The sequence below is a fragment of the Longimicrobium terrae genome (assembly GCF_014202995.1).
In the GTDB taxonomy this organism is placed as follows: domain Bacteria; phylum Gemmatimonadota; class Gemmatimonadetes; order Longimicrobiales; family Longimicrobiaceae; genus Longimicrobium; species Longimicrobium terrae.
Genome location: NZ_JACHIA010000009.1, coordinates 114193 through 141186, shown reverse-complemented (window position 1 = coordinate 141186; position 26994 = coordinate 114193). Strand labels below are relative to the sequence as shown.

Below are 26994 nucleotides of genomic sequence, written 5' to 3'. Positions count from 1 at the left end.
GCTCCGGCAACAGAGGTGGGAAGTCATTCCTGGCTGTTGGAGGCGCGGCGGCGCAGTGAGGAGATCCGTTCCGGACGTGCGGAAACGTTCGCGTGGGAGGACGTTCTGGCAGAGATGGAACGCGATCCTTGAGTTCAGTCCCTGTACGCCTGTACTGAATGAGTGATCGATGAACAGCATTGCCCTTCCCCTGGCCCAGACCGGCGTCGTGCGCGGCGCGTGCCCGCACGACTGCCCGGACACGTGCGCCATGCTGGTGCACGTGCAGGACGGGCGCGCCGTGCGCGTGCAGGGCGATCCGGAGCACCCGGTCACCCAGGGATTTCTGTGCACCAAGGTGAACCGGTACGTGGAGCGCACCTACCACGCGGACCGGCTCACCGTGCCGCTGCGCCGCGTGGGCCCCAAGGGCGAGGGGCGCTTCGAGCCGGCCACGTGGGACGAGGCGCTGGACGACATCGCGCGGCGGCTGAACGACATCCGCAACGGGCCGCACGGGCCGCAGTCCATTCTCCCCTATTCGTATTCCGGCACGCTGGGGCAGGTGCAGGGCGGGTCCATGGACCGCCGCTTCTTTCACCGCATCGGCGCCAGCCTGCTGGACCGGACCATCTGCGCCAGCGCGGGGAGCGAGGGGTGGAAGGCCACGTACGGCGACCGCATGGGCCCTACGCCCACGGAGGCGGAGCACGCGCGATTGATCCTGCTGTGGGGCACCAACACGCTCACCAGCAACCCGCACCTGTGGCCCGCGCTGCGCCGCGCCCGCGAGGCCGGCGCGCGGCTGATCGCCATCGATCCCATCCGCACCCGCACCGCCGCGCAGTGCGACGAGCACCTGCCCATCCGCCCCGGCACCGACGCCGCGCTGGCGCTGGGGATGATGCACGTCATCTTTCGCGACGGGCTGCAGGACGACGCCTACCTGCGCGACCACACCGTGGGCGCGGAGGAACTGCGGATCCGCGCGGCGGAGTGGACGCCGGCCCGCGCCGCGGAAACCACGGGGCTCCCCGCGGAGCGCATCGAGCGGCTGGCGCACGAGTTCGCCACCACGCGGCCGGCGTTCATCCGCCTGAACTACGGGCTGCAGCGCCACCGCGGCGGCGGAACCGCCGTGCGCACCGTCTCCCTTCTTCCCGCGGTGACCGGCGCGTGGCGCGACCTGGGCGGGGGCGCCACGCTTTCCACCAGCGGCGCCTTCAAGCTGAACTCGGGGGCGCTGCAGCGGCCGGACTGGATCGCGCCCGGGACGCGCACCATCAACATGATCCGGCTGGGTGAGGCCCTTACCAAGCCCGACGCGGGCGTGGGCGGGCCGCCGGTGCAGGCGTTCATCGTGTACAACAGCAACCCGGCCGCGGTGGCGCCAGACCTGGGCGCGGTGCGCGCCGGGCTGCTGCGCGACGACCTGTTCACGGTGGTGATGGAGCACTTCGTCACCGATACGGCGCGGTACGCGGACTGGGTGCTTCCCGCCACGTCGCAGCTGGAGCACTGGGACGTCCACACGGCGTACGGGCACCTGTACCTTACGCTCAACCAGCCGTCCATCGCGCCGGTGGGCCAGTGCCTGCCCAACACGGAGATCTTTCGCCGGCTGGCGTCGCGGATGGGGCTGGACGATCCCGAGTTCGCGGACAGCGACACGGACCTGATCCGGCAGGCGCTGAAGTCCGACCATCCGTGGCTGGCGGGGATCACCTTCGAGCGGCTGGTGCAGGAGGGATGGGTCCGCCTGAACGCGCCGGAGGACTTCCGTCCCTATGCCGATCCGCGGCCCAACACGCCGACGGGAAAAATCCAGATCCTCGCCCCGGAACTGGCGGCGCACGGAATCGATCCGCTCCCCACGTACATTCCGCCCGCGGAAAGCGCGGAAGCGGACCCGGAGCGTGCCGCGCGCTATCCGCTGATGCTGCTGTCGCCGCCGGAGCATCCGTTCATGAACAGCACCTTCGTGAACGTGCCCAGCCTGGCGCGCGCGGCGGGAGACACGAAGCTGCTGCTGCACCCCAGCGAGGCGGGGGAGCGCGGCGTGGCGGAGGGCGACCGGGTTCGCTGCTGGAACGACCGCGGCCACTTCTTCGGCCGCGCGGTGGTGACGGAAGACGTGCGTCCGGGCGTGGCCGTCTCGTACGGTGTGCGCTGGGCCATGCACTCCGACGGCGGCCGCACGGTGAACGACACCACGTCGCAGGCGGTCACCGATCTGGGCGGCGGCGCCGTGTTCTACGACAACGCGGTAGAGGTGGAGCCGGCGCCCGATCGAGGATGACAAAAGCAGTGATCATCATCCGCGTCGTGTGACCGTGATCCTGGGCAGGAAGGGAGCGGCATTCTGGACAGCGGGGCGGTTTGGGGTGTATATTGCGCGTTCTCAAGGCGTTAGATGCGCCCCGCACGGCTTCCGCAGGAGCACTCCGCGTTGCGAATTCTCTACGTTTCCCACTCGTTTCCGCTTCCCGGCGACCCGCTGAGCAACGTGGGTGGCATGCAGCGCGTGGCCCAGGGGCTGCACGCCGCGCTGGGCGAGCATCCGGGTGTGGAACTGCATTCGCTGCTGCTGGAAACCTCGTGGAAGGGCACGCCCTACCGCATGCCCGGCTACATGGCCGGCCTGCTGGCGCGCGTTCCGCGCATGGTGCGCGACCTGGGAATCGACGTGGTGCTGCACTCGTCCATGGTGACGGCCAGCACCACCGCCGTGCTGGGCAACGCCATCCGCCGCGCGGGCGCCATCTCCGCAGCCATCCCCGTGGGTCGCGACGTTACGCTCCCCACGCCCGGGTACCAGTGGTTCGTGCCCCGGGTGCTGCGCTCGCTGGACGTGGTGTTTCCCATCAGCCGGGCCACGGGCAAGGAGTGCCTGGACCGCGGGCTGCCGCCGTCGCGCATGCACGTGGTGCCCTGCGGTGTGGACGTGGAGCTGTTCGGCGCGCCGCGCGACCGGCGCGCGGCGCGGGCGGAACTGCTGCGCGCCATCGGCGAGTCCGGCGCGAGCATTCCGGAAGACGCGCTCATCCTGGTGAGCGTGGGGCGGCACCAGGAGCGCAAGGGATTTCAGTGGTTTACCGACACGGTCATGCCGCGGCTGCCGCGCGACGTGGTGTACCTGATCACCGGCGAGGGCCCCATGACGCCGCGCATTCAGGAAGCCATCACCCGCAACGGCGTGCAGCGCAACGTGCGCATGCTGGGCAAGGTGTCGGAGTCCATGCTGACGACGCTGTACGGCGGGGCCGACCTGTTCGTGATGCCCAACATCCCGGTCAAGGGCGACATGGAGGGATTCGGCGTGGTGATGCTGGAGGCCGGGCTGTGCGGAATGCCGGTCGTGGCCGCGGACCTGGAAGGGATCAGCGACGTGATTCGCGAGGGAGAAAACGGGCACCTGGTGCCCAGCCGCGACGCCGAGGCGTTCGAGCGGGTGATTCTGCGCTACCGGGCTGACCGCGCCCTGGTGGCGGAGGCGTCGCGCCGCGCGGCCGCGTACACGGCCAGCCACTTCTCGTGGTCGGCCATCGCCGACACGTTCGTCCGGCTTCTGGGCCAGCACACGCGAACCACTACCGGCACCGTCCCGACGAAGCTCGCCCGCGCGGCAGGGTGAGCATCCACTCGTCGTACATACAGGCCGCCTCCCGCAACGGGGGCGGCCTTTCTGTTCGGCGGATGAGTGGCGCGGGGCGGTGCAGGCCGTTAATCTCCCGGTTTGCTGACGGAAATCGACAGAAATCATCACGGCCCGCGCGGGCCGCACACGATACAGGACGGAGAACGCTCACATGACGGATTGGAACAGCTGGCTGCAGGAGCGCGACTGGCAGCCCGTGGCGCCCGACGAGTTCAAGGCGCTGCCGAATGACGAAAAGCTTCGCCGCATCCGCCACTCGTCGGCGCACGTGATGGCGACGGCGCTGCGCGGCGTGCGCCCCGAGGCCACGTTCGCCATCGGGCCGGCGACGGAGCACGGCTTCTTTTACGACGTGCACGTCGACAGCCCGCTGACGCCGGAGGAGCTGGCGGCGGTGCAGGAGGGGATGAAGGACGTTTCCAAGCAGCGGCAGAAATTTGAGCGCGCCGTGGTTCCGCACGCCGAGGCGGTGGAGTTCATGCGCGACCGCGGCGAGCGGTACAAGCTGGAGATCCTGGAAAAGCTGGCGGACCAGACGGTCACGTTCTACCGCAACGGCGACTTCGTGGACCTGTGCGCCGGGCCTCACGTGCCCGACACGAGCTTCTGCCAGAACGTAAAGCTGCTTGCCGCCTCACCGGCGCACTGGCGCGGCGAGCAGAACCCGTCGCTGCAGCGGGTGAGCGGCACGGCGTGGGACAGCCGCGACGCGCTCAAGGCGTACCTCGCCTTTGTGGAAGAAGCCAAGGCGCGCGACCACCGCGTGCTGGGCCAGGCGCTGGACCTGTTCTCGTTCCACCCCTGGGCCGCGGGCGCGCTCTGGCATCCGCGCGGGCTGGTGGTGCGCAACGAGCTCGCCCAGTTCTGGCGCGGGCTGATGCCGGAGTACGGCTATCAGGAGATCATGAATCCCGTGCTGTACAAGCCCGACCTGTTCCACCAGTCCGGGCACTGGGAGCACTACCACGAGGACATGTACATCGTGCGGGACGGCGAGGGCGAGCCCGACTGGCTGCTGAAGCCCATGAACTGCCCCGACACGATGCTGTACTACAAGACGCGCTCGCACAGCTACCGCGACCTGCCGCTGCGCATCGCCGAAAACCAGGTGCTGCACCGCAACGAGGTGACGGGCGCGCTGCACGGCCTGCTGCGCACGCGCAGCTTCGTGCAGGACGACGCGCACATCTTCATCACGAACGAGCAGGTGCAGGACGAGATCCTTCAGGTTCTGGAACTGGTGGACCGCTTCTACTCCACGTTCGGGCTGGAGTACGTGATGAAGCTTTCCACGCGCCCGGAAAAGTACATGGGCGAGCTGGAAACGTGGAACGCGGCCGAAGCGGCGCTGTCCGCCGCGCTCACGGCGGGCGGGCGGGAGTTTTCGGTGGATGAGGGCGACGGCGCCTTCTATGGCCCCAAGATCGACATCAGCATCCAGGACAGCCTGGGCCGCAAGTGGCAGTGCGGAACGATTCAGCTGGACTTCCAGCTGCCGCAGCGGTTCGATCTGGAGTACACGGCGCAGGACGGAACGCGCCAGCGCCCGATCGTCATCCACCGCGCCATCTTCGGGTCAATGGAGCGCTTCATCGGCGTGATCGTGGAGCACTTCGCGGGCGCCTTCCCGCTCTGGCTGGCGCCGGTGCAGGCCGTGGTGCTCCCCATCTCCGATGAGAAGCACCTGGATTACGCGCGCGAGGTGACGGCAAAGCTGCGCAAGGCGGGAATCCGCACGGAACTGCAGCAGTACGAGTCGCTCAACTACCGCGTGCGGCAGGCGGAGAAGCAGAAGGTGCCGTACATCCTGGTCGTCGGCGAGCGCGAGCAGGAGCAGGGCACGGCGGCGGTGCGGCGCCACAAGGTCAAGGAGCAGCGGGTCGCGCCGGTGGATGAGGTGATTGCCGAGCTGGTGGAAAAGATCCGCACGCGCGAGCTGGATGTGCACCAGCCGACGATGTCGGCGCGCTTCCAGGAAACGGCCGCCGCCACGACGACGGACAACGCGTACTGATCCAGCGGTTTGCGGCGCCCGCGCTCGTGTATGGCGGGCGCCGCGAATGGACTTCGCGCGGAGGACGCAGGGTGGCGGGGGAACGCGGGGATGGCCATCCATCCTCGTCTCCCGCCACACCGGATACATTTGATCGAACAGAAGAGCCGCCTCCCGGATCATCCTCGGGAGGCGGCTCGTCTGTTACCTATTCCCCATTCCCTGCAGTCCCTCTAGTCCTCCCGCAGCATCGCCCCGTACCGCCGGTGAAACGCCGGTGCCAGACGACGGCAGAAATCCTCGCTCGTTCCGCCGCGCGCCTCAAACCGGCGCATCAGCGCGCACTGCAGCGCCAAGTACGCCTGAAACCGCGTGGGCGAGCTCTCCAGATATGTACGGATCAGTTCCATTTTGATTCATTTCCTTTCCACATCCCACCGGGATGCGCACGCCTGAAAGGCACCTCGCGTGCCCGGCGCATCCGCCCGCGGATCTGCCGAAAGTCCTTGGCGCAGCTTCGTTTGACCGCATGGATCACCCTTTGGTTGTCATCGCGCCTGTCGCGCGCGGGGGACAGGCGGTGCACACCGTACGGGACAAACGCCGCACGGGTTGCGCGGGGTCGCCACGGCGTACGAAATCGTTGACCCTGATGCGGACGCGTACTACTTTGCGTATCCCCATCTGAACTGCGCCAGTCTGTTCCCCGCCACGCGGCGGACAGCCAGGCCCGCGTCAAACCCGCGCCGCCGTTCGCCTGGCGAGCCGCGTCGATCCTCCCATCCCGGACGCCTTGATGTCCAGCCCCGCCCCCATCGTTCCCGGTTCGCTGCTCGCCGACCGCTTCCGTGTGCTGGAAGTTCTCGCCGGCGAGGGCAGCGGCGCCGTGTTTCGCGCCATGGATGGGCGCGCGGAGCGAGAGGTGGCGCTGCGCATGATCCCGCTGCCCGCGTCCGCGGAGGAGCGGGAGCGCGGCACGCGGCAGGGCAAGCTGGCCGCGCGCCTGCTTCACCCGAACGTGGCGCGAACGGTGGATTTCGGGGTGGATGCGGCGGCGGGCGTGCAGTACGCGGCGGCGGACATCGGTCCCGGCGGAACGCTGGCGGCGCTGCTGGCCCAGCGCGGCGCGCCCCCGCTGCCGCTGGCCCTGCGCATCGTGGAAGAGGCGGCGGCCGGCTTGGCGATGGCGCACATCGCGGGCGCGGTGCACGGGGACGTGCATCCCGGAATGCTGTGGCTGGCGCGAAACGAGGGAAAGCTGCGCGTCGTGCTCGTGGGGCTCGGAATCCATCCGGGGACGACCACGCCGGGCCGGTCCACCGCGAGGTACTGTGCGCCGGAGCGCCTGCGCCGTTCGCCCGGGCTGTCACCGGCCGCGGACGTGTTCAGCCTAGGCGTGATGGCGTACGAGGTGCTGGCCGGGCTCCCCGCGGACTGGACCGCCACGCTGCTGGCGATGGCCAAGGGCGGCGCCCCCTCGATCGTTTCGCCCTCCATCGGGCGGCCCGGGATCGAGGCGCACGTCGCGGACGCCATCCTTTGTGCGCTCTCCGCGGACCCCGCGCATCGCTGGGCCACCGCGGGCGAGTTCGCCGCTGCGCTCGCGCCTTCCGCTTTCGCGCCGGACATCGTCCCGGCGCAACCCGCTGTCGTCACTGCGGATCGGGAGATCGCCCCGGCCGATGAGGCGCGCGCCGCTGCACTGCCGCGCATTCACCTTCCCGTGCCGATCGTCACCGCGCCGCGGGATGCTGCTCCGGTGGATGACGCGCAGGACACCGGCGCCGGTTCGTCATCCGCGCCCGTTCCGAACCCGGATGCGTCGATCCTCGCGATCATGGATGCGGCGCTGGCGGTAGCGGCACCTTCGGTTGAGGACGACCCGCCGGCGACCGCGGAGCCGCCGGTCGGTTCGGCCTATGACGAGCTGCCGGCTGCTGCGGAGCCGTCGATTGCCTCGATCCCGGACGCAGAACCGGCTGCTGTGGAGCCGCTGATCGACATCCCGGATGCTGAGCCGGCTGCTGCGGGGCCGCCGATCGCCTCGATCCCGGACGTGGAACCGGTTACGGCAGAGTCGCCGATCGACATCCCGGATGCTGAGCCGGCTGCTGCGGAGCCGTCGATCGCCCCGATCGCGAGCGAAGTGCCCGGCACAGCGGAGCCGCAGATCGTGTTGTTCGGAGAACTGGCGCCGCAGGCAGAGAAACCGTCGATCGTTCTGGTCGAGGATGATGAGCCTGCCGTGGCGGCATCTGCGAGTGCCGAGTCGGTGCCGGAAGCGCCCCCCGCTGCGGACGTCCTGGTCGCGGCAGTGCCGGAAACGGCTCCTCCGGTGGCGCCGCCTGCCGTCGCTGCCGCGTCGATTGCGGCCACGCCGGCTGTGGCGAGTGCGCCCGCTCCAGTCCAGCCCGCGCGGGCGCACAAGCTGACGGCCTCCAGAACAGACCTGGCTGACAGTCTCTACATCCCGCCCACTTTCGGACAGGCGCGAACCCTTTCCGTTCCGGTCAGCGCGCCGGCTGAGCCTGTGACTGCCGCGGCACCGCCGACTGCGGAGGTGCACGCGCCCGTTCCCGCGCCTGCCCTCGCCCGGCCCATCATCGAGGCGCGCGCCGCGTCCGTCTCGCCGAGCGTACCGGACGTGTCGGAAATCGTCTTGGCCCCGGCCCCCGCATCCGCCGAGTGGTCCAAGACTTCCGTCGATGACGGATTCGCCGCGCAGGCCGTGGCTGCGGATCAGGAACAGGCGGCGTTGGATGAAACAGCGCCCGTCGCCCCTGCCACGATCATCGCTCTGCCGTTCACGGCAGAAGCAACGGAGATGGCGGCATCCGATGAAGTGGAGCCCGGCCCAATCGCCGTGCTCCCGATGCGGAAATCGGGGCTGAGCCGGTTGGGCGCGCAGCCGCGGAAGTCGCGTGCGGGACTCGTGGCGGCGAGCATTGCGGTCGTCGTGCTCGCGGGCGGCGCCATGGCGTCCAGAGCCGTGCTCGTCGGATCGCCCCGCACGCCTGCCGCCACCCAGCGCATCGCGAGCACGGCCGCCGCGACGCTGAGCGCCTCTCCCTCTGCCGCGCAGCCCGCGGACCCGGATACGGATTCCGCCATCACCGCGCTCGCGACCGTCGATCCCGCCACCCCGCTGACCGCCGCCGAGCAGAAGCGCCTGGCGGATGAAGCGCGCAAGCAGGACCAGCTTCGGCGCGACCAGCAGCGCCGCGTAGATTCGTTGCGCGCGGTCCAGTCTGCCGCGCGGAATCAGCCAGTGACGGCTCCCGCCGTGCTTGCCGCTGCTCCGGCCCCGGTCGTGGAGCGCCCCGCGCCCGTGGTGGAGCAGCGCGCCGCGGTTTCCGCCACGGCTGCGCCGGCCGCCGCTCCGCCGCCGGCTCCCGCACCGGCGCGCGTCGATGCATCCCGAGTCTACTCGGCGTCGGAGGTGGACCAGCGCCCCACGCTGCGCAACCGCGCGGATCTGCAGCGCGCCATCCTGCGCAGCTACCCGTCCGCGCTGGAAAACAGCGGCATCGCGGGCGCGGCGGTCGTGCAGTTCGTGGTGATGCCGGACGGGCGCGTGGACCGCGGCAGCATTCGCGTGGTGGAGGTTTCGCACACGGCGTTTCGCTTGGCCGCCTCCGCCGCGATCGCCGCCGCGCGCTTCGAGCCCGCGCGGGTGGACGGGCAGGCGGTGAAGTCCGAAGTCTCCGTTCCGCTGACCTGGAATCCGGAGTAACGCGTCACGTGGATGACGGAAAACGCGACGCCCCGGCCGGGAAATCGGCCGGGGCGTCGCTGCGTTCGGGCGGATGCCCCGCCCTCAATCCACGTACGTTTCAAAGAATCCGGGAAGCCGCCCCACGATCTTTCCGCGCTCCCGGACGGTCGCCACGCCGCGCATCTGCACGAAAAAGCGGCGCTCGGGGCGGTTCATGTCCGTCACGTGCACGGCCGCGACCTCCACATCCACCCGCAGTCCCTGCCGCGCGTCCTGGAACGCGAACCGGCGCGGAACGCGGACTGTGCGCCCGGCGACGGTGGCCGGCTGAGTTTCCCCGAACTGCACCGCGCCCGGACGAAAGACGCCACGGACGCCCCGCTCATCCACCAGATACGCGAACAATCCCTCCGTCCCCGCGCCGCCACCGCGAACCACGCCGTACAGCAGCGACATCCGCGCGTCCGACGCGGAGCCCCACTCCCACGACACATCGCGCCACACGCCCCAGTTGTGGTCGTGGTACGACTGGGCGCCGCGAACCGGCTCGCACACGGGCGCGCAGACGGTGCCGTCCGCGGTGGCGTAGAGCGCGGGCGTCACGTATCCCGACACCAGCTCGCTTCCGCCCAGCTCCGTGGGCGGAAAGTACCGGCGCGGTGCAGGCGTCACCCGCAGGTCCACGCGCACGCCCTCCGCGTCCGCCACCACGCGGTACACGCCATCGCGCATGCGCACGTATGCCCGATCCCCGAAACGCAGGTCGGGCGACGCCGTGTCGAACCGCACCTGTTCGCCCGGCAGGTCGCGCGTCAGCGAGCGATGGGTGCCGTCCGGCTCGCGCACCGTCAGCAGGATGCGGCCGCCCCAGCGCCCCGGCACGCCCACTTCTCCCGCCACCATGAGCGTCACGTACACCCACCGCTGCTCGCTCAGCACGACGTTGAAGTAGTGCCATTCCGCCCAGGTGCTGTCGCGAACCGGAGGGATGTGAAAGCGGTCGATCTCGCGGTACAGTTCGTCGGACGAGGGACGCAGCCAGCGGCGGTCCGCATCCGAATCCCGCCATCCGCCGCTCAACAGCCTCGGCACCGCGCCGGCCGCTTGCGCGCGTGACGGAATTTCCCCGGCGGCGATGGCGGCGATCCGCCGGTCCCCCGCGAACAGCTCCACCTGCTTGCCGTCCAGCAGCGGCGACACGCCCTCAATGCCAAAATCCTCACGGCCGCGCGGCGATTCCAGCAGGTTGCGGTGCAGAAAACGCGCGTGGTCGATCCCCAGAAACAGCGACGACACGCCGCCGGACTTGAGCATCTCCGCGCTGATGCCGGCCGGAACGACCACCACGTCGCCGCCGCCGACCAGTTCCGCGTCACGCGCCTGGTTCAGCATCGCTTCGCCGACGGCCAGCAGCACCACCATTACCGCCACGCCGAGCGAATACCCGCCCAGCAGAAAGAGCGCGCGGCCGGGCCGGTTTCTGAGTTCCGCGAGCGCAAGGCGAAAGATCATCCGCCCGTCCAGCGCAGGTCGGTGATGACGGGGAGGTGATCCGTGGCCCGATGCGACGTTTCCGCGTCCAGCCCGTGGTGCGCGCGCCACGTCCGCGACAGGTCCCCCGAGTTCAGCGGAAAGCTCTGCAGGATCGTCAACGCCGCGTCGCCGACAAGGACGTAGTCGAGCCGCCCCGGCGTAAAACGGTCGCCCGGCTTCTCCCATGTCGCCATGGATGCGCCATTCAGCCGCCGCGGCTCCGCGATCACGAGCGCAGAGCCGTCCACATCGGTTCCCGCCGCGAGCAGTTCCAGCGGCGTGCGCGATCCCACCAGGTTGAAGTCGCCGGCCACGATCACCGCGTCCACTCCGCCGCCGCGCAGCGCCTCACGGATTCCGTCACGGAGCACGGCGGCTTCCACGCGCCGCAGCCGGTCTGACGGGCTGCCGGGATCGCCGCAGCATTCCAGGTCCACCGTGACGGCAAGCAGTCGCCGGCCCCCCATTTCCGCCACCGCGCCAACCGTCGGCACGCCCTCTGAGGCGCGGCGCGCGGCCGCGGCATGGGCAGAAGCGGCGGCGTCGCGCGGCACCAGAGCGGCGGCGGAGTCGGGGTACGCCACGTGCCCCGCGAACGGCGTGGCGACCGAGACGGGAGCGCGCACCGCCACCACGCCGCGCTGCGTACCGCCGGACCGGCCCAGCACGCCGCGCCACGGCCGGTCGCCGGGAAGGATGCGGTTGAGGATGATGAGCACCTTTTCCGCCGAATCGGTATCCACCTCGTCCAGAATCACCACGTCCGGCTGCACCGCGCGGAGCAGCGCGCCGAACTCCACCGTCCCCTCGAACAGGTCGTCGCGCCCCACATTCCACGACAGCAGGCGGAAATCCGTCCCCGGCGCGCGGGCGAGCGGGTCCGCGTCCCCGTGGCCGCGCGGGGTAGGGCGGTGGGCGCCGGGAGACAGCGGGGCGGAGAAGATCACGGTCTGGTCGATGACGGAATCCGTGCGGTCACGCGCCACGATCCGCGCGCGCAGCCGGCCGCCGAAGCGGAACGGCGCGCCGCGGCCCAGCCGCACTTCAAAGCGCCGCGAGCCCACGCTGGGCGCCATCAGCACGCCCGCGTCCACGGCGGGAATCTCCTCCGGCGCGCCGCCCGCGCGGCGGATGATCCGCAGCATCGTCCCCGACAACCCGCCGTTCGGCGCGCGCGGCGAGAACGCCAGCACCGCGTCCACGCCGCGCATCTCCATCTCCGTCCAGCCGCTCGCGGTGTCGCCATCCGTGTCCAGCAGCACCTGCAGCGTTCCCGGCAGCGACTGCAGGGCAATCGGACGTTCCAGGTCCAGCAGCAGGTATACGCCCTCCGCGTCGTCGCGCACGCGGACCTCGCGCATGTCGGCAAAGGGTGCAGGGGCGTCCGCCGCGTCCATCACCGCGGCGGGGATGCCGCTCCACTCGTCGAACGCGCCGTCCAGTACGACGGGCGCGGCGGACTGCGCGCGGGCGGACGCCGCAAAGGCCATCGCCAGCAGCACGGAAGCCGCCGCCGTGCGGATGACCATCGACCGATGAATCCGGGTCATCCGCGCACGTCTCCGGACAGGGACGGCTCACCGCCGCCGTGGTCCGCCACGATCAGTCCGTCCGCCATCTCCACCCGCCGCCTCGCCCTTTGCGCCACGTGCGAGTCGTGCGTGACGATGACCAGCGTGGCGCCGTCCGCGTTCAGCCGCTCGAACAGGCCGATGATCTCGTCGCCGGTCCTGCGGTCCAGTTCGCCGGTGGGCTCATCCGCAAAGATCACCTCCGGCCGGTTGCCCAGCGCCCGCGCGATGGCCACGCGCTGCTGCTCGCCGCCGGACAGGTGCGGCGGGCGGTGCTTGAGCCGGTGCTCCAGCCCCACGTAGGCCAGCAGTTCACGCGCGCGTTCCCGCCGTTCGCGCCGGGCCATCCCCGCTTCCGCCATCGGCAGTTCCACGTTTTCCGCCGCGGTCAGCACGGACAGCAGGTGGAAGCGCTGAAAGATGAAGCCGACTTTGGTAAGCCGCAGGGCTGAGCGTCGCCCCTCGTCCAGTGCGTAGATGGACTGGCCCAGCAGAGACACGGTTCCCGCCGTGGGCGCTTCGATTCCCGCCAGGGTGTTGAGCAGCGTGCTCTTGCCGCACCCGGACGGCCCCACGACGGCCACGTGCTCGCCGCGCGCGACCGTGAGGTCCACGCCGCGCAGCGCCCGCACGGCGTCGGATTCGTACGGATATTCCTTCAGCAGCCCGCGGGCTTCAATGACGGAGGACAAAGGCAGACGAGTGCGTGAGTGCTGGGTGCGTGAGTGCGTGAGTGCGGTAGATGACGGAAACCGGTTACTCGGCTTCTTCGCGCAGGGCGCGGCCCAGTGCGGTGCGGGCTGCGTTCCAGCCGGGAACCAGCCCCGCGACGGCGCCCACGGCGATCACGATGGACATGGCCAGCGCCACGCGGCCGGCGTCCCAGGCAAAGAAGGTCATCTTTGCGGGGATGCCGGGAAAGGAGAGGAGGATGCGGTCCAGCCGCCCCGCCATCCACAGCCCCAGCGGCAGCCCGATCAGGCATCCCGATCCCGCCAGCACCAGTCCTTCCGTGACGATGGCGAGCAGCACCCGCCGCCGGCGCACGCCGATGGCGCGAAGGGTAGCGATCTCGCCGAACCGCTCGCGCACGCCGATGGTGATGATCGTGGAGATGAGCAGCGCCGTCACCGCCAGCGCGATGCTCCCCAGGATGGTCGCCATCTGCTGAAAGTAGAGCAGGCGCCGGTCCATTTCCGCCATCAGCTCGCGGGTGGAGTACGTCGACACTTCAGGCACGACGGCGCTGATCCGCCGGGCGACAGCGCCGTCATCTACCCCCTCGTCCGTGGCCACGCCAAAGAGCGAAACCTCGCGCGTGCGGCCGGTGACCTGCTGCACGTCCGCGATGGGCATGGCCAGCGAGCGCTGGCCGGCGTAGTCGTACAGAAAGTCCGCGACGGCACTTACCCGCCACGTCCGCGTCTGCCGCGCGCGCCCCAGCGAAATGTCCAGGTCTGACGCCAACCGGATGCTGTCGCCCACGCTCAACCCCTCGTCGCGTGCGAGCGGTTCGCTCAGCACCACCTGGCCTGGTCCGGGAGGCGTTCCCGAGGTGATGCGGTAGAGGAACTGGGAGTTGGGGTCCACCCCTGTCGTAAAAAGCGGCTCTCCCGCGCTGGCTCCGCGCGCCAGGTAGAACTGCGCCCCCAGGACGGGAGCGACGGCGCGCACGCCGGGAACGGCCGCAATCCGCCGCCCCACCTCGTCGCCGCCCGCGATTCCCGCCTCGCTGTCGAACGGCAGACTTCCGCGCGGGGTGACGCGAATGGCGTAGCCGCTGACGCCCAGAAGCTCGCCGAAGCTGCCGGTAAGCCCCGACGCCAGCATCGTCATGTCCAGCAGCAGCGCGGCGGAAACCGCGATTCCCGCCAGCGCGAGCGCGGTGCGTCCCCCGCGGCGAAAGAGCGAGCGCAGAAAGGCGGATACGATCACCTCTGCCCCAGCTTCTGCGGCGCCACGCGCACAACCCGCCACGCCGCGAGCACGCCGGCCGTGGCCCCCAGCAGCAGTCCCAGCACCGCCGCCAGCAGCACGATGCGCGGTGTGACCAGCGCAAACTTGAGCGTGGTGTCGTACACGCTGGCGTAATAGGCGTTTACGATTCGCGCCACGATCATCCCCAGCACGCCGCCGCTGATCGATCCGATGACGGCGATGCCGATGGCCTCCAGCACGATGGCGCGGAACACCGTCCCCCGGCTCACGCCGATCAGCCGCAGCATTCCCATGTCGCGCTTGCGTTCATCCACGCGGATGATCATCACGCACAGCAGGAAGATGGCGCTGGCCAGGATGGTGACGATGCCGATGGCGTCGTGAAAGCGCGAGACGACGCGAAAGGTGGCGCTCGTCTGCTCCGCCAGCGCCGCGCTGCCATACGCGCGCGTCCCGAAGGCGACACCTTCGATCCACCGCGCGGCCGAATCCGCGTCTGCCCCGGGGCGCAGCACCACGGCGAAGCGGTCCACGCGGTCGTGCGCGGGGAGCATGGCTTCCAGGTCCGGCAGGTGCAGGCGGATCTCGAAGTCGTTGCGCGCGATGCGGTTGGGGTCCGCCGCGCGCTCAAACACGCCGGCCACCACAAACGGGCGCGGCTGCGGACTTCCCGCCAGCGCGCGTACGCGCACGGTATCGCCCACGGCGAGCGGCACCGACTCCGCGAGCCGGCGCTCCACCAGAATTCCCGGCGTCTGCACGGGCGCCGCGCCCAGCACCGCCGCCATCAGCATCGTTGCGATCACCTGTTATCTCCGCTGCCCCGAACCACGCTATGCAAACCTTGTGCACTCCGTCGCCGCCACACTCCGGCCGTCGTCACAAGCATTCTGCGAGGGAGAAGGAGATGAGAAAAGGGCGGGGGATCACGACCACGTAGAAACGCGGTGACGGATCATTCTCGATCCGCCACCGCCGGGCAGGCCACGCACCCGCCATCACCGTCCAGAAGGGGTCTGCGACAGCGATGCCGCGGAAGCTGGGCCGCGCTATGGCTGCCTGGCCGACGCCGGAGGTACAGGCGCGGTGGTGACGGGAAGGGTGAGTGTGAACGTGCTCCCCTCGCCCTGCACGCTGCGCACCGACAGGTCACCCCCCAGCAGCCGCGCGAACTCGCGGCTCAGCGCCAGCCCCAGCCCCACGCCTCCCTCCACCCGCGTGGTGGACGGATCCACCTGGTAGAACGGCTCAAAGATCCGCTCCGCCAGGTCCGGCGCGATCCCCTGGCCGGTGTCCTCCACCTCCACGCGAAGCTCGTCGTCCACGCGCGCCAGGCGCACACGGATGCCGCCTTCGCGGGTGAACTTGGTGGCGTTGCCGATCAGGTTGGTCAGAATCTGCCGCACCAGCCCGGGATCGGTGTACGTGGGCGGCACCTTTTCCGCCTCGGCGTCCAGCGTCAGCCCGCGCGCGCCGGTCCCGCCGCGCAGCGCATCCACGATTTCCAGCACCAGCGGCCGCAGGGCCACCATTTCCAGCCGTACGCGCTTGGTTCCCGCCTCCAGCCGTGCCACGTCCAGCACCTGGTCGATCAGCGAGATCAGGTGGCGCCGCACGCCGTGCATCCGCGCCAGCACCTGGGACTGCGCCTCCGTCACCGGCCCGTACAGGCCGTCCGCCAGCAGGCTGGAATACCCCTCCAGCGCGTTGAGCGGGGTGCGGAGTTCGTGGCTCATCATCGCCAGAAACTCCGATTTGGCGCGGCTGGCGGCCTGGGCACCCTCGTACAGGCGCGCGTTGCGCACGGCCAGTGCGGCCTGGTTGCCCAGCAGGGCCAGCGTTCCCACGTCTTCGGCGGTGAACGGCGGCTGGCGCGGCGAGCGTACCACGCCCAGCACCCCCACCGGCTCGTCTCCCGCCCGAAGCGGCACCAGCGCGTAGTGCTGCACCCCGATGCGCTGAAAGAAGTCCAGCGCGGGGTGCGCGCCGGGCTCGCCGGCGCTCATCATCCGCGGCTGGCCGTCGCGCGTGACTTCTTCCGTGAGGCTGCCCTCCAGTTTTCCGCCGTATCCGCGCACCGGCTCCATGAGCCCCGTCGCAACCGGCATCAGCACCTCGTCGCGGGCCTCGCCGGTGAGCACGGTGAGCGCGGCGCCCTCCGCGTCCGTCAGCTCCGCGGCCAGCCGGGCAATGCGCTCCATGACCTCCGCGGGGTCCAGCGTGCTGGCCAGCGCCTCGGCCGCGTTCACCAGCGCGTGGTTCACCTCGGCGCGCCGCCGCTCCTCGGCAAAGCGGCGGGCGTTGTGCACGGCCAGCGCGGCGGAGTCGGCGAACGCCTCCAGCAGCCGCGCGTCCTCCTCGCGGAACCCGTCCGTCCGGTTGACGACGGCCAGCACGCCCAGCGGTTCGCCGAACGCGCGCATGGCCACCATCAGCACGCTCTGCACGCCGGCGCGGTCCACGATGGGGCGCCCCGCCTCGGAGGTGGGAATCTGCCCGCCGGCGTTGTACACCTGCGTCCCGTCGCGCAGCGCCCGTTCGGTGAGCGTCCCCGCCAGCGGGAGCTCCGCGCCGTCCACCGCCTCCCACGTCCCCAGCCCGGGCGCGATGCGCACCCGGTCCGTTCCCGCCAGCGGCGTGGCGACGAACGCGCCGCGCGCGCCCAGCAGCTCCATGGCGCTCTGCGCGGCCAGCCGCAGCACGTTCTCCGGATCCAGCGACGACACCAGCGCGCGCCCCATCACCCGCAGCGCCCGGCTTTCCTCGGCGCGCAGCGCGGCTTCGGCGGCGGCGTGCTCGGCCTCGGCGGTGCGCTCCACCAGCGCGCGCTCCAGCCCCAGCCGCTCGCTGACGTCGTAAAAGGTGACCATCCCGCGCTCCACCGCGCCCGACGCGCCGCGCAGGGGGACGCCGGAGACAAAGAGCGTGCGGCGCGCGCCGTCCTCCGCCTCCAGCACCACCTCCACGTCGCGGCTGGGCTCGCCGCGAAGGGCGCGCGCCAGCGGGCTGTCGTCCGCCCGAAAGGGGCGTCCGTCCTGCAGCACCATCCGCCACCGCGAGGCGTACTCGGCCACGCCGTCCGCGGCCAGCTCCTCCGCGGGGCGGCCGCCGATGGCCACGGCCGCCGCGTTCATGTACGAGGTGCGGCCGGAGGGCGCCTGCGCCACGACGACGCCCACGGGCAGCGTTTCCAGCACCTCGAACAGCGCGCGCCACTCCGATTCCAGGTCGTGGCGGGCGCGCACCAGGTCGGTGATCTCCACCACCAGCAGCAGAATGTGCGTCGCCAGCCCGGCGTGGTCCGGGGCCAGCGGCTGCAGCGTCAGCCGGAACCACGCGGGGCCGCGCTGAAAGCCGCCGTACTCGTATTCCGGGTGCGTGTACGGAATCCCCGTCCGCCGCACCTGCTCCATCAGCGCCCGCAGCCCGGAGCGCTCAAAGTCGGGAATGAACTCCTCCAGCCCCCGGCCAATGACGGCGCCGGCCGCGTTCCACGGCGGGTCCAGCAGCGCGGAGTACGCCTCGTTGCTTTCCAGCACCGCCAGCGACGCGCCGTCCAGCAGCGCCAGCGCCACCGGCGCCCCGGCCACGATCTCGTCCAGCCGCTGCTCTCGCGCGGCCAGTTCCTCGCTGGCGCGGGCCACGCGGGCGCGCAGCTCCTCCGCATCCACCTGCGCGGTCACGTTGCGCAGCCGCACGCGAAGCTCGCCGCTGCCCAGCGGCTCGGCGGCCACTTCCCACACGAAGCCGCCGCCCCGCTCGCGGCCTACGCGAAAGGTGGCGGGCGTGCCGTCCATGGCGGCGCGCAGGTGCTCCGCCTCCGCCGTGTTTTCCCATCCGGGAAGCAGGTCCCAGAAGCGGTCCGCGTCCGGCGAGCCGCCCAGCAGGTCCAGAATCTCCAGCAGCGACACGTTGGCGTAGCGCACGCGCCAGTCCGTGGACAGCACGCACACGCCGTCGCGCGCCCGGTCGTACTGGGCGGCGGGCTGGGGATCGGGGGTCCCGCGGGAGATGGTCACGGCTCGGGGTCTCGGGTTCAGGGGCGCAAGACGGCGCGCCCCGGCAAAATCACGGCCACGCATCAGGATTGCCCAAGGCTGCCCCGCGCGCCTCATCCTGCCGCCGTGCCTGAACCCGTACGGCGCCGGGCGCCGGGAGTTCCCGCGGTGCACACCGGGAGCACCGCGGTGACACGCGCTCCGCCCGTCCAGGTGCCCCGGTGGATGAACGGCGGCCGGGCGATCACGGTCGATGTGCGTGGCCGGCGGATCCGGCGCGTCCCGTTCGCGTAATGGCGAATGACAGGCGTGCCCCGCTCGCCGCAAGCTCCCTCGAGAACGAGGCCTTGGGATAAGCTGTGATGGGCGCACGTACCTGACGCGCAATGACTTACGCGCCGCGAGGCGTCATCCTGAGGAGGCGCCGAAGGTACCTGCCTCCACTCCACAGTCTGGCGCCGACGAAGGATCTGCTGTCCCCGCGAGAACAGGCGTGAGTGTCGCGACGTTGGCTCGGCGGAAAGTAGATCCTTCGGTCGCGCAGGATCCAGCGCGGCAGAAGGGGCGGCGCACGCTCCCTCAGGATGACGCCTTGTGGCGCAGGCGTTTGCAAGCCGCTGCCACGGCTCAAACGGGCGCCATCCTGACGACGAGGCGCAGGAAGCACTTGATCCGGATGGTGCATGTCGCGTCCGTCAGACGTGTGCAGACAGCTGCGTTTGATCCGGGCGATACAAATCGCGGCTGCCATCCGTCAGACGTGTGCAGGCCGCGTTCGACGGAGTCGGAGGCAAAGGGTGGCGAACTGCGGCGCTCTGCCGATGGAAAACCATCCATCGAACCGGAACCGGGTCAGCTGACCCATCCCGAACCGTGCGCGCGCCGACAGATTCCGCGCTCTCAATCCAGTCGCGAGACGATCGTGGAAACACGTGTTTTCAATCCGTTCAATATTGACTGAATGAAGAGAACGGTATACCTTGTTCACTGCTGATTGAACGGATCAAACGCAGTCCGCGGGTCCGTGGCTCACACACCCGGGATGAGATGCAGCAGACGGTGCTCCAGTTCGTCGAGCGGATGGCGCTGATCTGCGAAAAAGAGGGAATGCCGCGCATCGCGGGCCGCATCTTCGGCTACCTGCTGGCGAGCGACCAGACGTACTCGCTGGAAGAACTCGCCGAGCACCTGCAGGCCAGCAAGGCGTCCGTGAGCACCAACGCGCGCATGCTGGAGCAGTTCGGGATGATTCAGCGCGTGAGCGTGCTGGGCGACCGGCGCGACTTCTACCGCGTGGAAGACGATCCGTGGGAGCGCATGCTGCGGGTGGCGCAGAGCCGCTGGCGCGACATGGCGAACGCATTCGCCGACGCGCGTGAACGGCTTCCGGACCCCGCCGGCCGTGTGCGCGTGGCCGAAGCGGAGCGCTTTCACCGGCTGCTGATCACCGATTGTGACGCGCTGATCGACCGCTGGCACGCTCTGCTCGCCGCGGAGGCGCGCACCCCGACGGAGACGGCCGGCCCCGGCGTGTAACGATCACGGAACGCATGCAAGCAACCACTTGCTTGCATCGTCCGCCGCGGGTAGGTTGCCGCCATGGATGTACGAGACAAGCTGCTTCAGGCCGCTCTGCGGGTGTTTGAGGGATGCGGATCGCGCGGGGCCACCACCCGCCGCATCGCCGCCGAGGCCGGAGTCAACGAGATCACGCTGTTCCGCCACTTCGGCAGCAAGGCGGCGCTGCTGAACGAGGCCATTTCCGGCGGCGCGCCGCGGCCGGGTGCGCCCCTTCCCGCGGAGCCGCGCGACCCCGCGGCGGAACTGCTGGCCTGGGCGCGGATGCAGCATGCGGGACTGCGGCGCAACGCGGCGCTCATCCGCACCAGCATGGGGGAGATGGAGCGCAACCCCGAGCTGATGCGGCACACGGCGGAAAACCCGCGGCGTTCGCACACGGAGCTGCACGCGTACATGGAGCGGCTCAGCCAGGCGGGGATGATCCGGGCGGATGTGGATACGTACGCCGCCACCGCCATGCTCATGGGGTCACTCTTTGCCGACGCCATGGGGCGCGACATGATCCCCGACCGCTACCCGTACGGCGAAGCGGACGCGCCCGCGAAGTACCTTGAACTGTTTCTGCGGGCCATCGGAGCCGAACCCGATGCCGCATCCCCGGCCGGAACGCCGGACGAAGTGGCGGGACCGTTTTCCTGACGTTGGTACGCAGCTCCCCCCTCAACTGAACCCCATGTCTGCTTTTCACCGGCGCGGCCGGTTCGCCCGCGGCGCCGCCCTGCTGGGGGCGCTGCTGGCCGCCCTTCCCGCGGCCGCGCAGCAGCCCGCCGTCACCGTCTCGTCGCCCGCCCCCGGCGCGCGCCCGCTGACGCTGGACGAGGCGCTGCGCCTGGCCGAGGACGCCAGCGAAACCGTGCAGATCGCCCGCGCCGGGGTGACCCGCGCCCGCGGCGACGTGCTGCGCGCCCGCAGCGAGCGGCTTCCGCAGCTGAACGGCTCGCTCAACTACAGCCGCGCCCTGGCCTCCGAGTTCCAGTCGCTGGGCGGCGGCGGAGGGAGCGACACCACCACCGCGCCGGCGCCTGCGTGCGGACGCTTCGCCCCCAATCCCTCGCTTCCCGTGGCGGAGCGGCTGGATTCGCTGGAGGCGGCGGTGAACTGCGCGCAGAACTCCAATCCGTTCGCCGCGTTCAGCGACCTTCCCTTCGGCCGCGAGAACACGTGGCAGCTGGGGCTCAGCTTCAGCCAGTCCATCTTCAACGGCGGGCGCACGGCGGCCACCAACCGCATCGCCGACGCGGGGCGCGCCCGGGCCGCCATCGAACTGAACGCCCAGCGCGCGCAGCTGGCCCTGGACGTCACCCAGGCGTACTACGACGCGGCTTTGTCGGACCGTCTGGTGACCATCGCCGAGGCCACGCTGCAGCAGTCCGAAACGACGCTGCAGCAGACGCGGCTGGCGCGGCAGGTGGGTAACACGCCGGAGTTCGAGCTGCTGCGGGCGCAGGTACAGCGCGACAACCAGCTTCCTCTTGTCATTCAGAGGCGCGCAGATCGGGACCTCGCGTACAGCCGGCTGGCGCTGCTGCTGGATCTGCCGGCCGGCGCATCGCTGGCGCTGACCTCGCCGCTGGACGATTCGCGCGCCGTTCCCGTCGCGCGCTTCGCGGCCGACGAGGCGCTGCTGGGCGACACCACGGTGGAAAACCGCGCCCCGGTGCAGCAGGCCATTACCGCCGTGAGCACGCAGGAAAGCGCGCTGCGCATCGCGCGGTCGCAGCGGCTGCCCACGATTGCCGTCACCTCGCAGTACGGGCGGGTGGCGTATCCCACGGGCGCCTTTCCCAGCCTGGGCGACTTTCGCAGCAACTGGACGGTGGGCGCCGGGCTGACCATTCCCATCTTTACCGGCGGGCGCATCCGCGGCGACGAGCTGGTGGCCGAGGCCAACCTGCTTGAATCGCGCGCGCGGCTGCGGCAGGTGCAGGACGCGGCGCGGCTGGACACGCGCAACGCCCTGGAGCGGCTGGAACAGGCGCGCGCGCAGTACCAGGCCAGCGCGGGCACGGTGGAGCAGGCCGCCCGGGCGTACAGTATCGCGGAAGTTCGCTACCGCGAGGGGATCAGCACGCAGGTGGAGCTGGCGGACAGCCGCATTCTGCTTCAGCAGGCGCAGGCCAACCGCGCCGTGGCCGCCCGCGACCTGCAGATCGCGCAGGCCCGCGCCGCCCTGCTCCCCTTTCTGCCGCTGGGCACCGGGCAGACCGGGCAGTCCCCGCAGCAGCAGATGCAACAGCAGCAGACCACGCCGGCCCGCCCGCAGCAGCAGGGCTCGGCGGCAAGCCAGGCAAACGCGTTCACCGGCGGAGTGCAATGATGAAGTCGAGATCGATGGGGGTGGCCGCGCTGGCGCTGGCGCTGGCCGCCTGCGGGCAGAACGGCGAGGCCGCCGAGGGCGCGGCCAAGAAGGAAGAAGCGGTCGTTCTGGGCCCGGAAAGCGTGGTGCAGATCGTCACCGAGCAGATTACGACCGGGCCGGTGATCAGCGGCACGCTGGCGGCGGACCGCGAGGCGCAGGTGCGGGCGGAAGCCGGCGGCGCCGTGGTCGCGGTGCTGGCGGAAAAGGGCCAGGCCGTGCGCTCCGGGCAGGTGCTGGCGCGCATCGACGACCCGGCGGTGGGCGCGCAGGGGATCTCCGCCGCCTCCGCCGTCCGTTCCGCGGAGCAGGCCGTTGCCATCGCCGCGCGCAACGTGGAGCGCAACCAGTCGCTGAACGCCGCGGGCGCCGTGGCCGACCGCGACCTGGAAACGGCGCGCAACCAGCTGGCCGCGGCGCAGTCGCAGCTGGCGGCGGCGCGCGCGCAGCAGTCGGGCGTGAGCAAGCAGGCGTCCAAGACCACCGTGCGCTCGCCCATCAGCGGCATCGTGAGCGACCGCCCGGTGAGCGCGGGCGACGTGGTGGCGCCCGGCGCGGCGCTGTTCACCGTCGTCGATCCGGGCAGCATGCGGCTGGAGGGCAACGTGCCGGCGTCGGACCTGGGGCAGGTGCGGCCGGGCGCGGCGGTGCGCTTCACCGTCACCGGCTACCCCGGGCAGACCTTCAGCGGCACGGTGTCGCGAGTCAATCCGGCGGCGGACCCGGTCACGCGCATGGTGCCCATCTACGTCAGCATTCCCAACAACGGCGGCACGCTGGTGTCGGGGCTGTTCGCCGAGGGCCGCGTGGAGGCCGAGGCGCGGCAGGGAATTCTGGTGCCCGCGTCGGCCGTGGACGAGCGCGGCGTGCAGCCGGCCGTCCTGCGGCTGGCGGGCGGCAAGGTGGAGCGCGTCCCGGTCACCCTGGGCGTGCGGATGTCGGAAACGGACCGGGTGGAGATCACCTCCGGCGTGAACGCCGGTGACACGCTGCTGACCGGCGCGGCGCTGGGCACTTCGCCCGGTACCCGCGTAACGGTGCGCGCCGCATCGGCCGCCGCGCCGGCGGCCCGGTAAAGGAGAAAGCGACCATGTTCATCTCCGATTTCGCCATCAAGCGGCCCGTGGTCACCGTGGTGACCATGCTGGCGCTCGTGGTGTTCGGCATCTTCAGCCTGCTCAGCCTGGACACGGACGAATTTCCGGAGGTGGACGCGCCCTTCATCTTCGTCTCCGTCCCCTATCCCGGCGCCTCGCCCGACATCGTGGAGCGCGAGGTCGTGGATCCCATCGAGGAGGCGATCGCGGGGCTCAGCGGCATCGACAAGATCCAGAGCAGCGCGCTGGACGGCTTTGCCTCCATCCAGGCCATCTTCGTCTACGGGACCGATCCGCAGCAGGCGTCGCAGGACATCCGCGACGCCATCAGCCAGATCCGCGGCGACCTGCCGCTGGAAATGGAAGAGCCGATCCTGGCGCGGTTCGACCCCAACGACCAGCCCATCGTGTCGCTCACGCTGTCGAGCAAGACGATGTCGCCGGCGGACCTTACGCGCATCGCCGACCCGGGCATCACCCGCGACCTGCGCGGCATCGCCGGCGTGGCCGAGGTGCAGGTGGCCGGCGGCGTGGAGCGCGAGCTGAGCGTGCGGGTTGATCCCACGCGCCTGCAGGCCGCGGGGCTCAGCATGCCGCAGGTGCTGGGCGCGCTGCAGACGCAGAACCTGGCCGTTCCGGTGGGCCGGCTGAACGAGGCGCTGGAGGAACGGACGATCCGCCTGCGCGGGCGCCTGCGCTCTCCCGCGGAGTTCGCCTCCCTCGTGGTGGCGTCGCGCAACGGCGTTCCCGTCCGCCTGTCGGAAGTGGCGACGGTGACCGACGGCACGGAGGAGCCGCGCTCGCTGGCGCTGTTCAACGGGCAGCCGGCGGTGGGCATCGACGTGGTGAAGTCGCAGAACTTTTCCACCACGGCGGTGGCCGGCACGGTCATCGAGCGGGTGGATGAACTGCAGAAGAAGCTGCCGGCGGGCGTAAAGCTGGACGTGGTGCGCAACTCCGGCGACCGCGTGGCCAACAGCGTGGAGAACGTGCAGGAGGCGCTGATCGAGGGCGCGCTGCTCACGGTGCTCGTCGTCTTCCTCTTCCTGAACTCGTGGCGCTCCACGGTCATCACCGGCCTGGCGCTGCCGGTGTCGGTGCTGGCCAGCTTCGTGGCGGTGCGGGCGTTCGGCTTTACGCTGAACACCATGTCGCTGCTGGGCCTTTCCCTGGCGATCGGCATTCTGATCGACGACGCCATCGTCGTCCGGGAAAACATCGTGCGGCATGTGGAGATGGGGAAGGACCACATGACCGCGGCGCACGACGGCACCGACGAGATCGGGATGGCCGTGGCGGCCACGACGTTCTCCATCGTCTGCGTCTTCGTCCCCATCGCCTTCATGGGCGGGCTGGCGGAGCAGTGGTTCGCCCCGTTCGCGCTGACCATCGCCTGTTCGGTGCTGGTGTCGCTCTTCGTCTCCTTCTCGCTGGACCCGATGCTGTCGGCCTACTGGCCGGACCCGCACCGCGAAGAGCACGAAAAGGCGTGGATCACCCGCTGGCTGGACCGCTTCAACGCCTGGTTTGACCGCCGCGCCAACGACTACCGGCACGTGGTGGCGTGGGCGCTGGACAACGCGCTGTCGATGATCCTGATCGCCATCGGCACCTTCGTGGGCGCGCTGGTGGTGCCGGCCAAGGGGTTGTGGGCGTTCCTCGCGGTGATGGCGGTGGTATTCGCCGCGGTGATGGTGCTGACCTTCGTGCGCTTTCCGCGCGGGGCGGGCGGCGGGGCGGTAAAGACCCTGGTGACCGTGCTGACCGTGTTCGGGATGTACCTGGCCATCAAGGCCGCGCCGGAAGGCGGCAAGCTGGGCTCCGAGTTCTTTCCCAAGGACGACCAGTCGGAGTTCGAGGTGGAGATCGACACGCCGCCGGGAAGCAGCCTGGAGTACACACGCCTCAAGGCCGAGGAAGTGGCGGCCATGGCGCGCCGCATCAAGGAAGTGCGCTACACCTACACCACCGTCGGCGGGCGCGGCGGCTCGGTGGACGAGGGGCGCGTCTTCGTCCGCCTGACGCCCAAGGCGGAGCGCGACCGCGGGCAGGAGGACATCGCCAGCGAACTGCGCGAGCAGGCCAAGCGCATCGGCGGGGCGACGGCGGCGCTGGGCACGGGCAACTTCGGCGGCACCAAGCAGATCATGATTCAGCTGCAGGGGCCGGACATCGCCGTGCTGAACCGCATCGCCGAGGACGTGCAGGGGCGCGTGCGGCAGGTGCCCGGCGCGGTGGACGTATCTCTCTCCACCAAGGGGCAGAAGCCGGAGCTCACCGTGGACGTGAACCGCGGCCTGGCCGGCAGCCTGGGCGTGACCGCGGCGCAGATCGCGCAGGCGCTGCGCCCCGCATTCGCCGGCGTGGACGCGGGCGACTGGGTGGACCCGTCGGGCGAAACGCGCGACGTGTACATCCGCTTCACCGAAGAGGCGCGGCAGCGAACGGCGGACCTGGAGCGCGTTCCGCTGGTGCTGGCCGGGCCCACGGGGGCCGTCACCGTGCCGCTGGGGCAGGTGGCCAGCATCAGCCGCGAGCTGGGGCCGGCGCAGATTGACCACCTGGACCGCGAGCGGGTGATCAACGTCGAAGCCAACACGCAGGACCGCCCCGTGTCGGAGGTCGTCGCCGGCATTCAGGACCGCATCAAGGACGTGCGGATGCCGGAGGGCTACGCGCTCAGCTTCGGCGGCGATACCGAGGACCAGACGGAGGTGTTCGGCCGCATCCTGTTCGCGCTGGGCGTGGCGGTGATGCTGATGTACCTGATCCTGGTGGTGCAGTTCGGCAGCTTCCTGGACCCGCTGGCCATCCTCCTTTCCCTCCCGCTCTCCCTCGTGGGCGTGGTGCTGGGGCTGAAGATCGCGGGAAGCACGCTGAACCTGATGAGCATGATCGGCATCATCATGCTGATGGGGATCGTGGCCAAGAACGCCATTCTGCTCATCGACTTCGCCAAGTGGAGCAAGGACGGGGGGATGAGCACGCGCGACGCGCTCATCGAGGCCGGCGCCATCCGCCTGCGCCCCATCCTGATGACGACATTCGCGCTGATCGCGGGAATGCTTCCCGTGGCGCTGGGCCGCGGCGAGGGCGCGCAGTTCCGGGCGCCCATGGGCATCGCCATCATCGGCGGCGTCATCACCAGCACTCTGCTGACGCTGCTTGTCATTCCCACCGTGTGGGAATTGCTGGACGCAATGCGGGTGAAGGTGTTCGGCCTGTTCGGGCGGACGCCCAAGTCGCACGGCGGCGGGCACGGCGACGGCCATGGCGGGCACGGCCAGCCGGTGCCGCACGAGCCGCGCAGAGTGGCCGCGCAGGACCGCGAGCCCGCCCTGCAGGGAGACTGACCCGGCCGGCCCTCCGCGCGCTTCCGCACTCCGGGAGGCGCGCGGACCCGTTGGGGGACGGATGCGGCGGGCCCGAAACCCGCGTATGTGGATGGTGCAGAGCGGTTTGCGCGTTCCCGGGCGGGAACGCGAAAGCGTGAACCGAGTGCGTGGTGCGGTGTATCAGCACGTCTCCCCGGGCGGGGAGGCACGCGACCGGACCCGGATCACCGGGCCGGCGCT

General features: G+C 70.5%; 16 protein-coding genes. 9 read left to right on the top strand and 7 right to left on the bottom strand.

Features of this window, described 5'->3' with window-relative positions:
* Positions 1 to 169: 169 nt before the first annotated feature.
* The 3 genes from HNQ61_RS15705 to thrS all read left to right on the top strand — a co-directional run bounded on the left by HNQ61_RS15705 (position 170) and on the right by thrS (position 5651).
* Positions 170 to 2278, top strand: coding sequence for a molybdopterin-containing oxidoreductase family protein (locus HNQ61_RS15705; protein ID WP_170034918.1), 2109 nt, complete (start codon positions 170 to 172; stop codon positions 2276 to 2278).
* A 150-nt stretch (positions 2279 to 2428) separates the two neighbouring features.
* Positions 2429 to 3613 carry a glycosyltransferase family 4 protein gene (locus HNQ61_RS15700; RefSeq protein WP_170034919.1) on the top strand — a complete coding sequence of 395 codons (1185 nt, stop codon included), beginning with the start codon at positions 2429 to 2431 and terminating at the stop codon, positions 3611 to 3613.
* Positions 3614 to 3788: 175 nt separating this feature from the next.
* Positions 3789 to 5651: a threonine--tRNA ligase gene (thrS, locus tag HNQ61_RS15695; RefSeq protein ID WP_170034920.1), complete on the top strand. Its 1863-nt coding sequence runs from the start codon at positions 3789 to 3791 to the stop codon at positions 5649 to 5651.
* A gap of 212 nt (positions 5652 to 5863) precedes the next feature.
* Here thrS and HNQ61_RS15690 read toward each other — a convergent pair whose 3' ends face one another.
* Positions 5864 to 6040, bottom strand: a complete 177-nt coding sequence (locus HNQ61_RS15690; protein WP_170034921.1) for a hypothetical protein — start codon at positions 6038 to 6040, stop codon at positions 5864 to 5866.
* Positions 6041 to 6426: 386 nt separating this feature from the next.
* On the opposite strand from HNQ61_RS15690, the gene HNQ61_RS15685 reads away from it, so the two are divergent.
* On the top strand, positions 6427 to 9363 hold the full coding sequence (locus HNQ61_RS15685) for a TonB family protein (protein WP_170034922.1): 2937 nt from the start codon (positions 6427 to 6429) through the stop codon (positions 9361 to 9363).
* Positions 9364 to 9447: 84 nt separating this feature from the next.
* Here the strand turns inward: HNQ61_RS15685 and HNQ61_RS15680 are convergent, their stop codons facing one another.
* The 6 genes from HNQ61_RS15680 to HNQ61_RS15655 form a co-directional block, all read right to left on the bottom strand.
* Complete coding sequence (locus tag HNQ61_RS15680; RefSeq protein WP_170034923.1) at positions 9448 to 10857, bottom strand: hypothetical protein; 1410 nt, start codon at positions 10855 to 10857, stop codon at positions 9448 to 9450.
* On the bottom strand, positions 10854 to 12428 hold the full coding sequence (locus tag HNQ61_RS15675) for an endonuclease/exonuclease/phosphatase family protein (protein ID WP_170034924.1): 1575 nt from the start codon (positions 12426 to 12428) through the stop codon (positions 10854 to 10856). Before HNQ61_RS15675 ends, HNQ61_RS15680 begins: the two co-directional genes overlap by 4 nt.
* Positions 12425 to 13141 (bottom strand): ABC transporter ATP-binding protein, encoded by a 717-nt coding sequence (locus HNQ61_RS15670; RefSeq protein ID WP_170034925.1) that lies wholly within the window; start codon positions 13139 to 13141, stop codon positions 12425 to 12427. The genes HNQ61_RS15675 and HNQ61_RS15670 overlap by 4 nt, the downstream gene beginning before the upstream one ends.
* A 64-nt stretch (positions 13142 to 13205) precedes the next feature.
* A complete protein-coding gene (locus tag HNQ61_RS15665) occupies positions 13206 to 14384 on the bottom strand; it encodes an FtsX-like permease family protein (protein ID WP_170034926.1) in 1179 nt (392 codons plus the stop codon).
* Entirely contained in the window at positions 14381 to 15193 is an 813-nt protein-coding gene (locus tag HNQ61_RS29620; RefSeq protein ID WP_170034927.1) for an FtsX-like permease family protein, read from the bottom strand. The genes HNQ61_RS15665 and HNQ61_RS29620 overlap by 4 nt, the downstream gene beginning before the upstream one ends.
* Before the next feature lie 243 nt (positions 15194 to 15436).
* Positions 15437 to 18406: an ATP-binding protein gene (locus HNQ61_RS15655; RefSeq protein ID WP_170034928.1), complete on the bottom strand. Its 2970-nt coding sequence runs from the start codon at positions 18404 to 18406 to the stop codon at positions 15437 to 15439.
* Between the two features lie 1026 nt (positions 18407 to 19432).
* Between HNQ61_RS15655 and HNQ61_RS15650 the strand changes: the two genes are divergently transcribed.
* From HNQ61_RS15650 to HNQ61_RS28295, 5 genes are all read left to right on the top strand, one after another.
* Positions 19433 to 19921 (top strand): GbsR/MarR family transcriptional regulator, encoded by a 489-nt coding sequence (locus HNQ61_RS15650; protein ID WP_170034929.1) that lies wholly within the window; start codon positions 19433 to 19435, stop codon positions 19919 to 19921.
* 63 nt (positions 19922 to 19984) lie between these two features.
* Positions 19985 to 20605, top strand: a complete 621-nt coding sequence (locus HNQ61_RS15645) for a TetR/AcrR family transcriptional regulator (protein ID WP_170034930.1) — start codon at positions 19985 to 19987, stop codon at positions 20603 to 20605.
* 34 nt (positions 20606 to 20639) lie between these two features.
* Complete coding sequence (locus HNQ61_RS15640) at positions 20640 to 22283, top strand: TolC family protein (protein ID WP_170034931.1); 1644 nt, start codon at positions 20640 to 20642, stop codon at positions 22281 to 22283.
* Positions 22283 to 23398 carry an efflux RND transporter periplasmic adaptor subunit gene (locus HNQ61_RS15635; RefSeq protein WP_170034932.1) on the top strand — a complete coding sequence of 372 codons (1116 nt, stop codon included), beginning with the start codon at positions 22283 to 22285 and terminating at the stop codon, positions 23396 to 23398. The genes HNQ61_RS15640 and HNQ61_RS15635 overlap by 1 nt, the downstream gene beginning before the upstream one ends.
* Before the next feature lie 14 nt (positions 23399 to 23412).
* A complete protein-coding gene (locus tag HNQ61_RS28295) occupies positions 23413 to 26772 on the top strand; it encodes an efflux RND transporter permease subunit (protein ID WP_205761536.1) in 3360 nt (1119 codons plus the stop codon).
* Positions 26773 to 26994 lie beyond the last annotated feature (222 nt).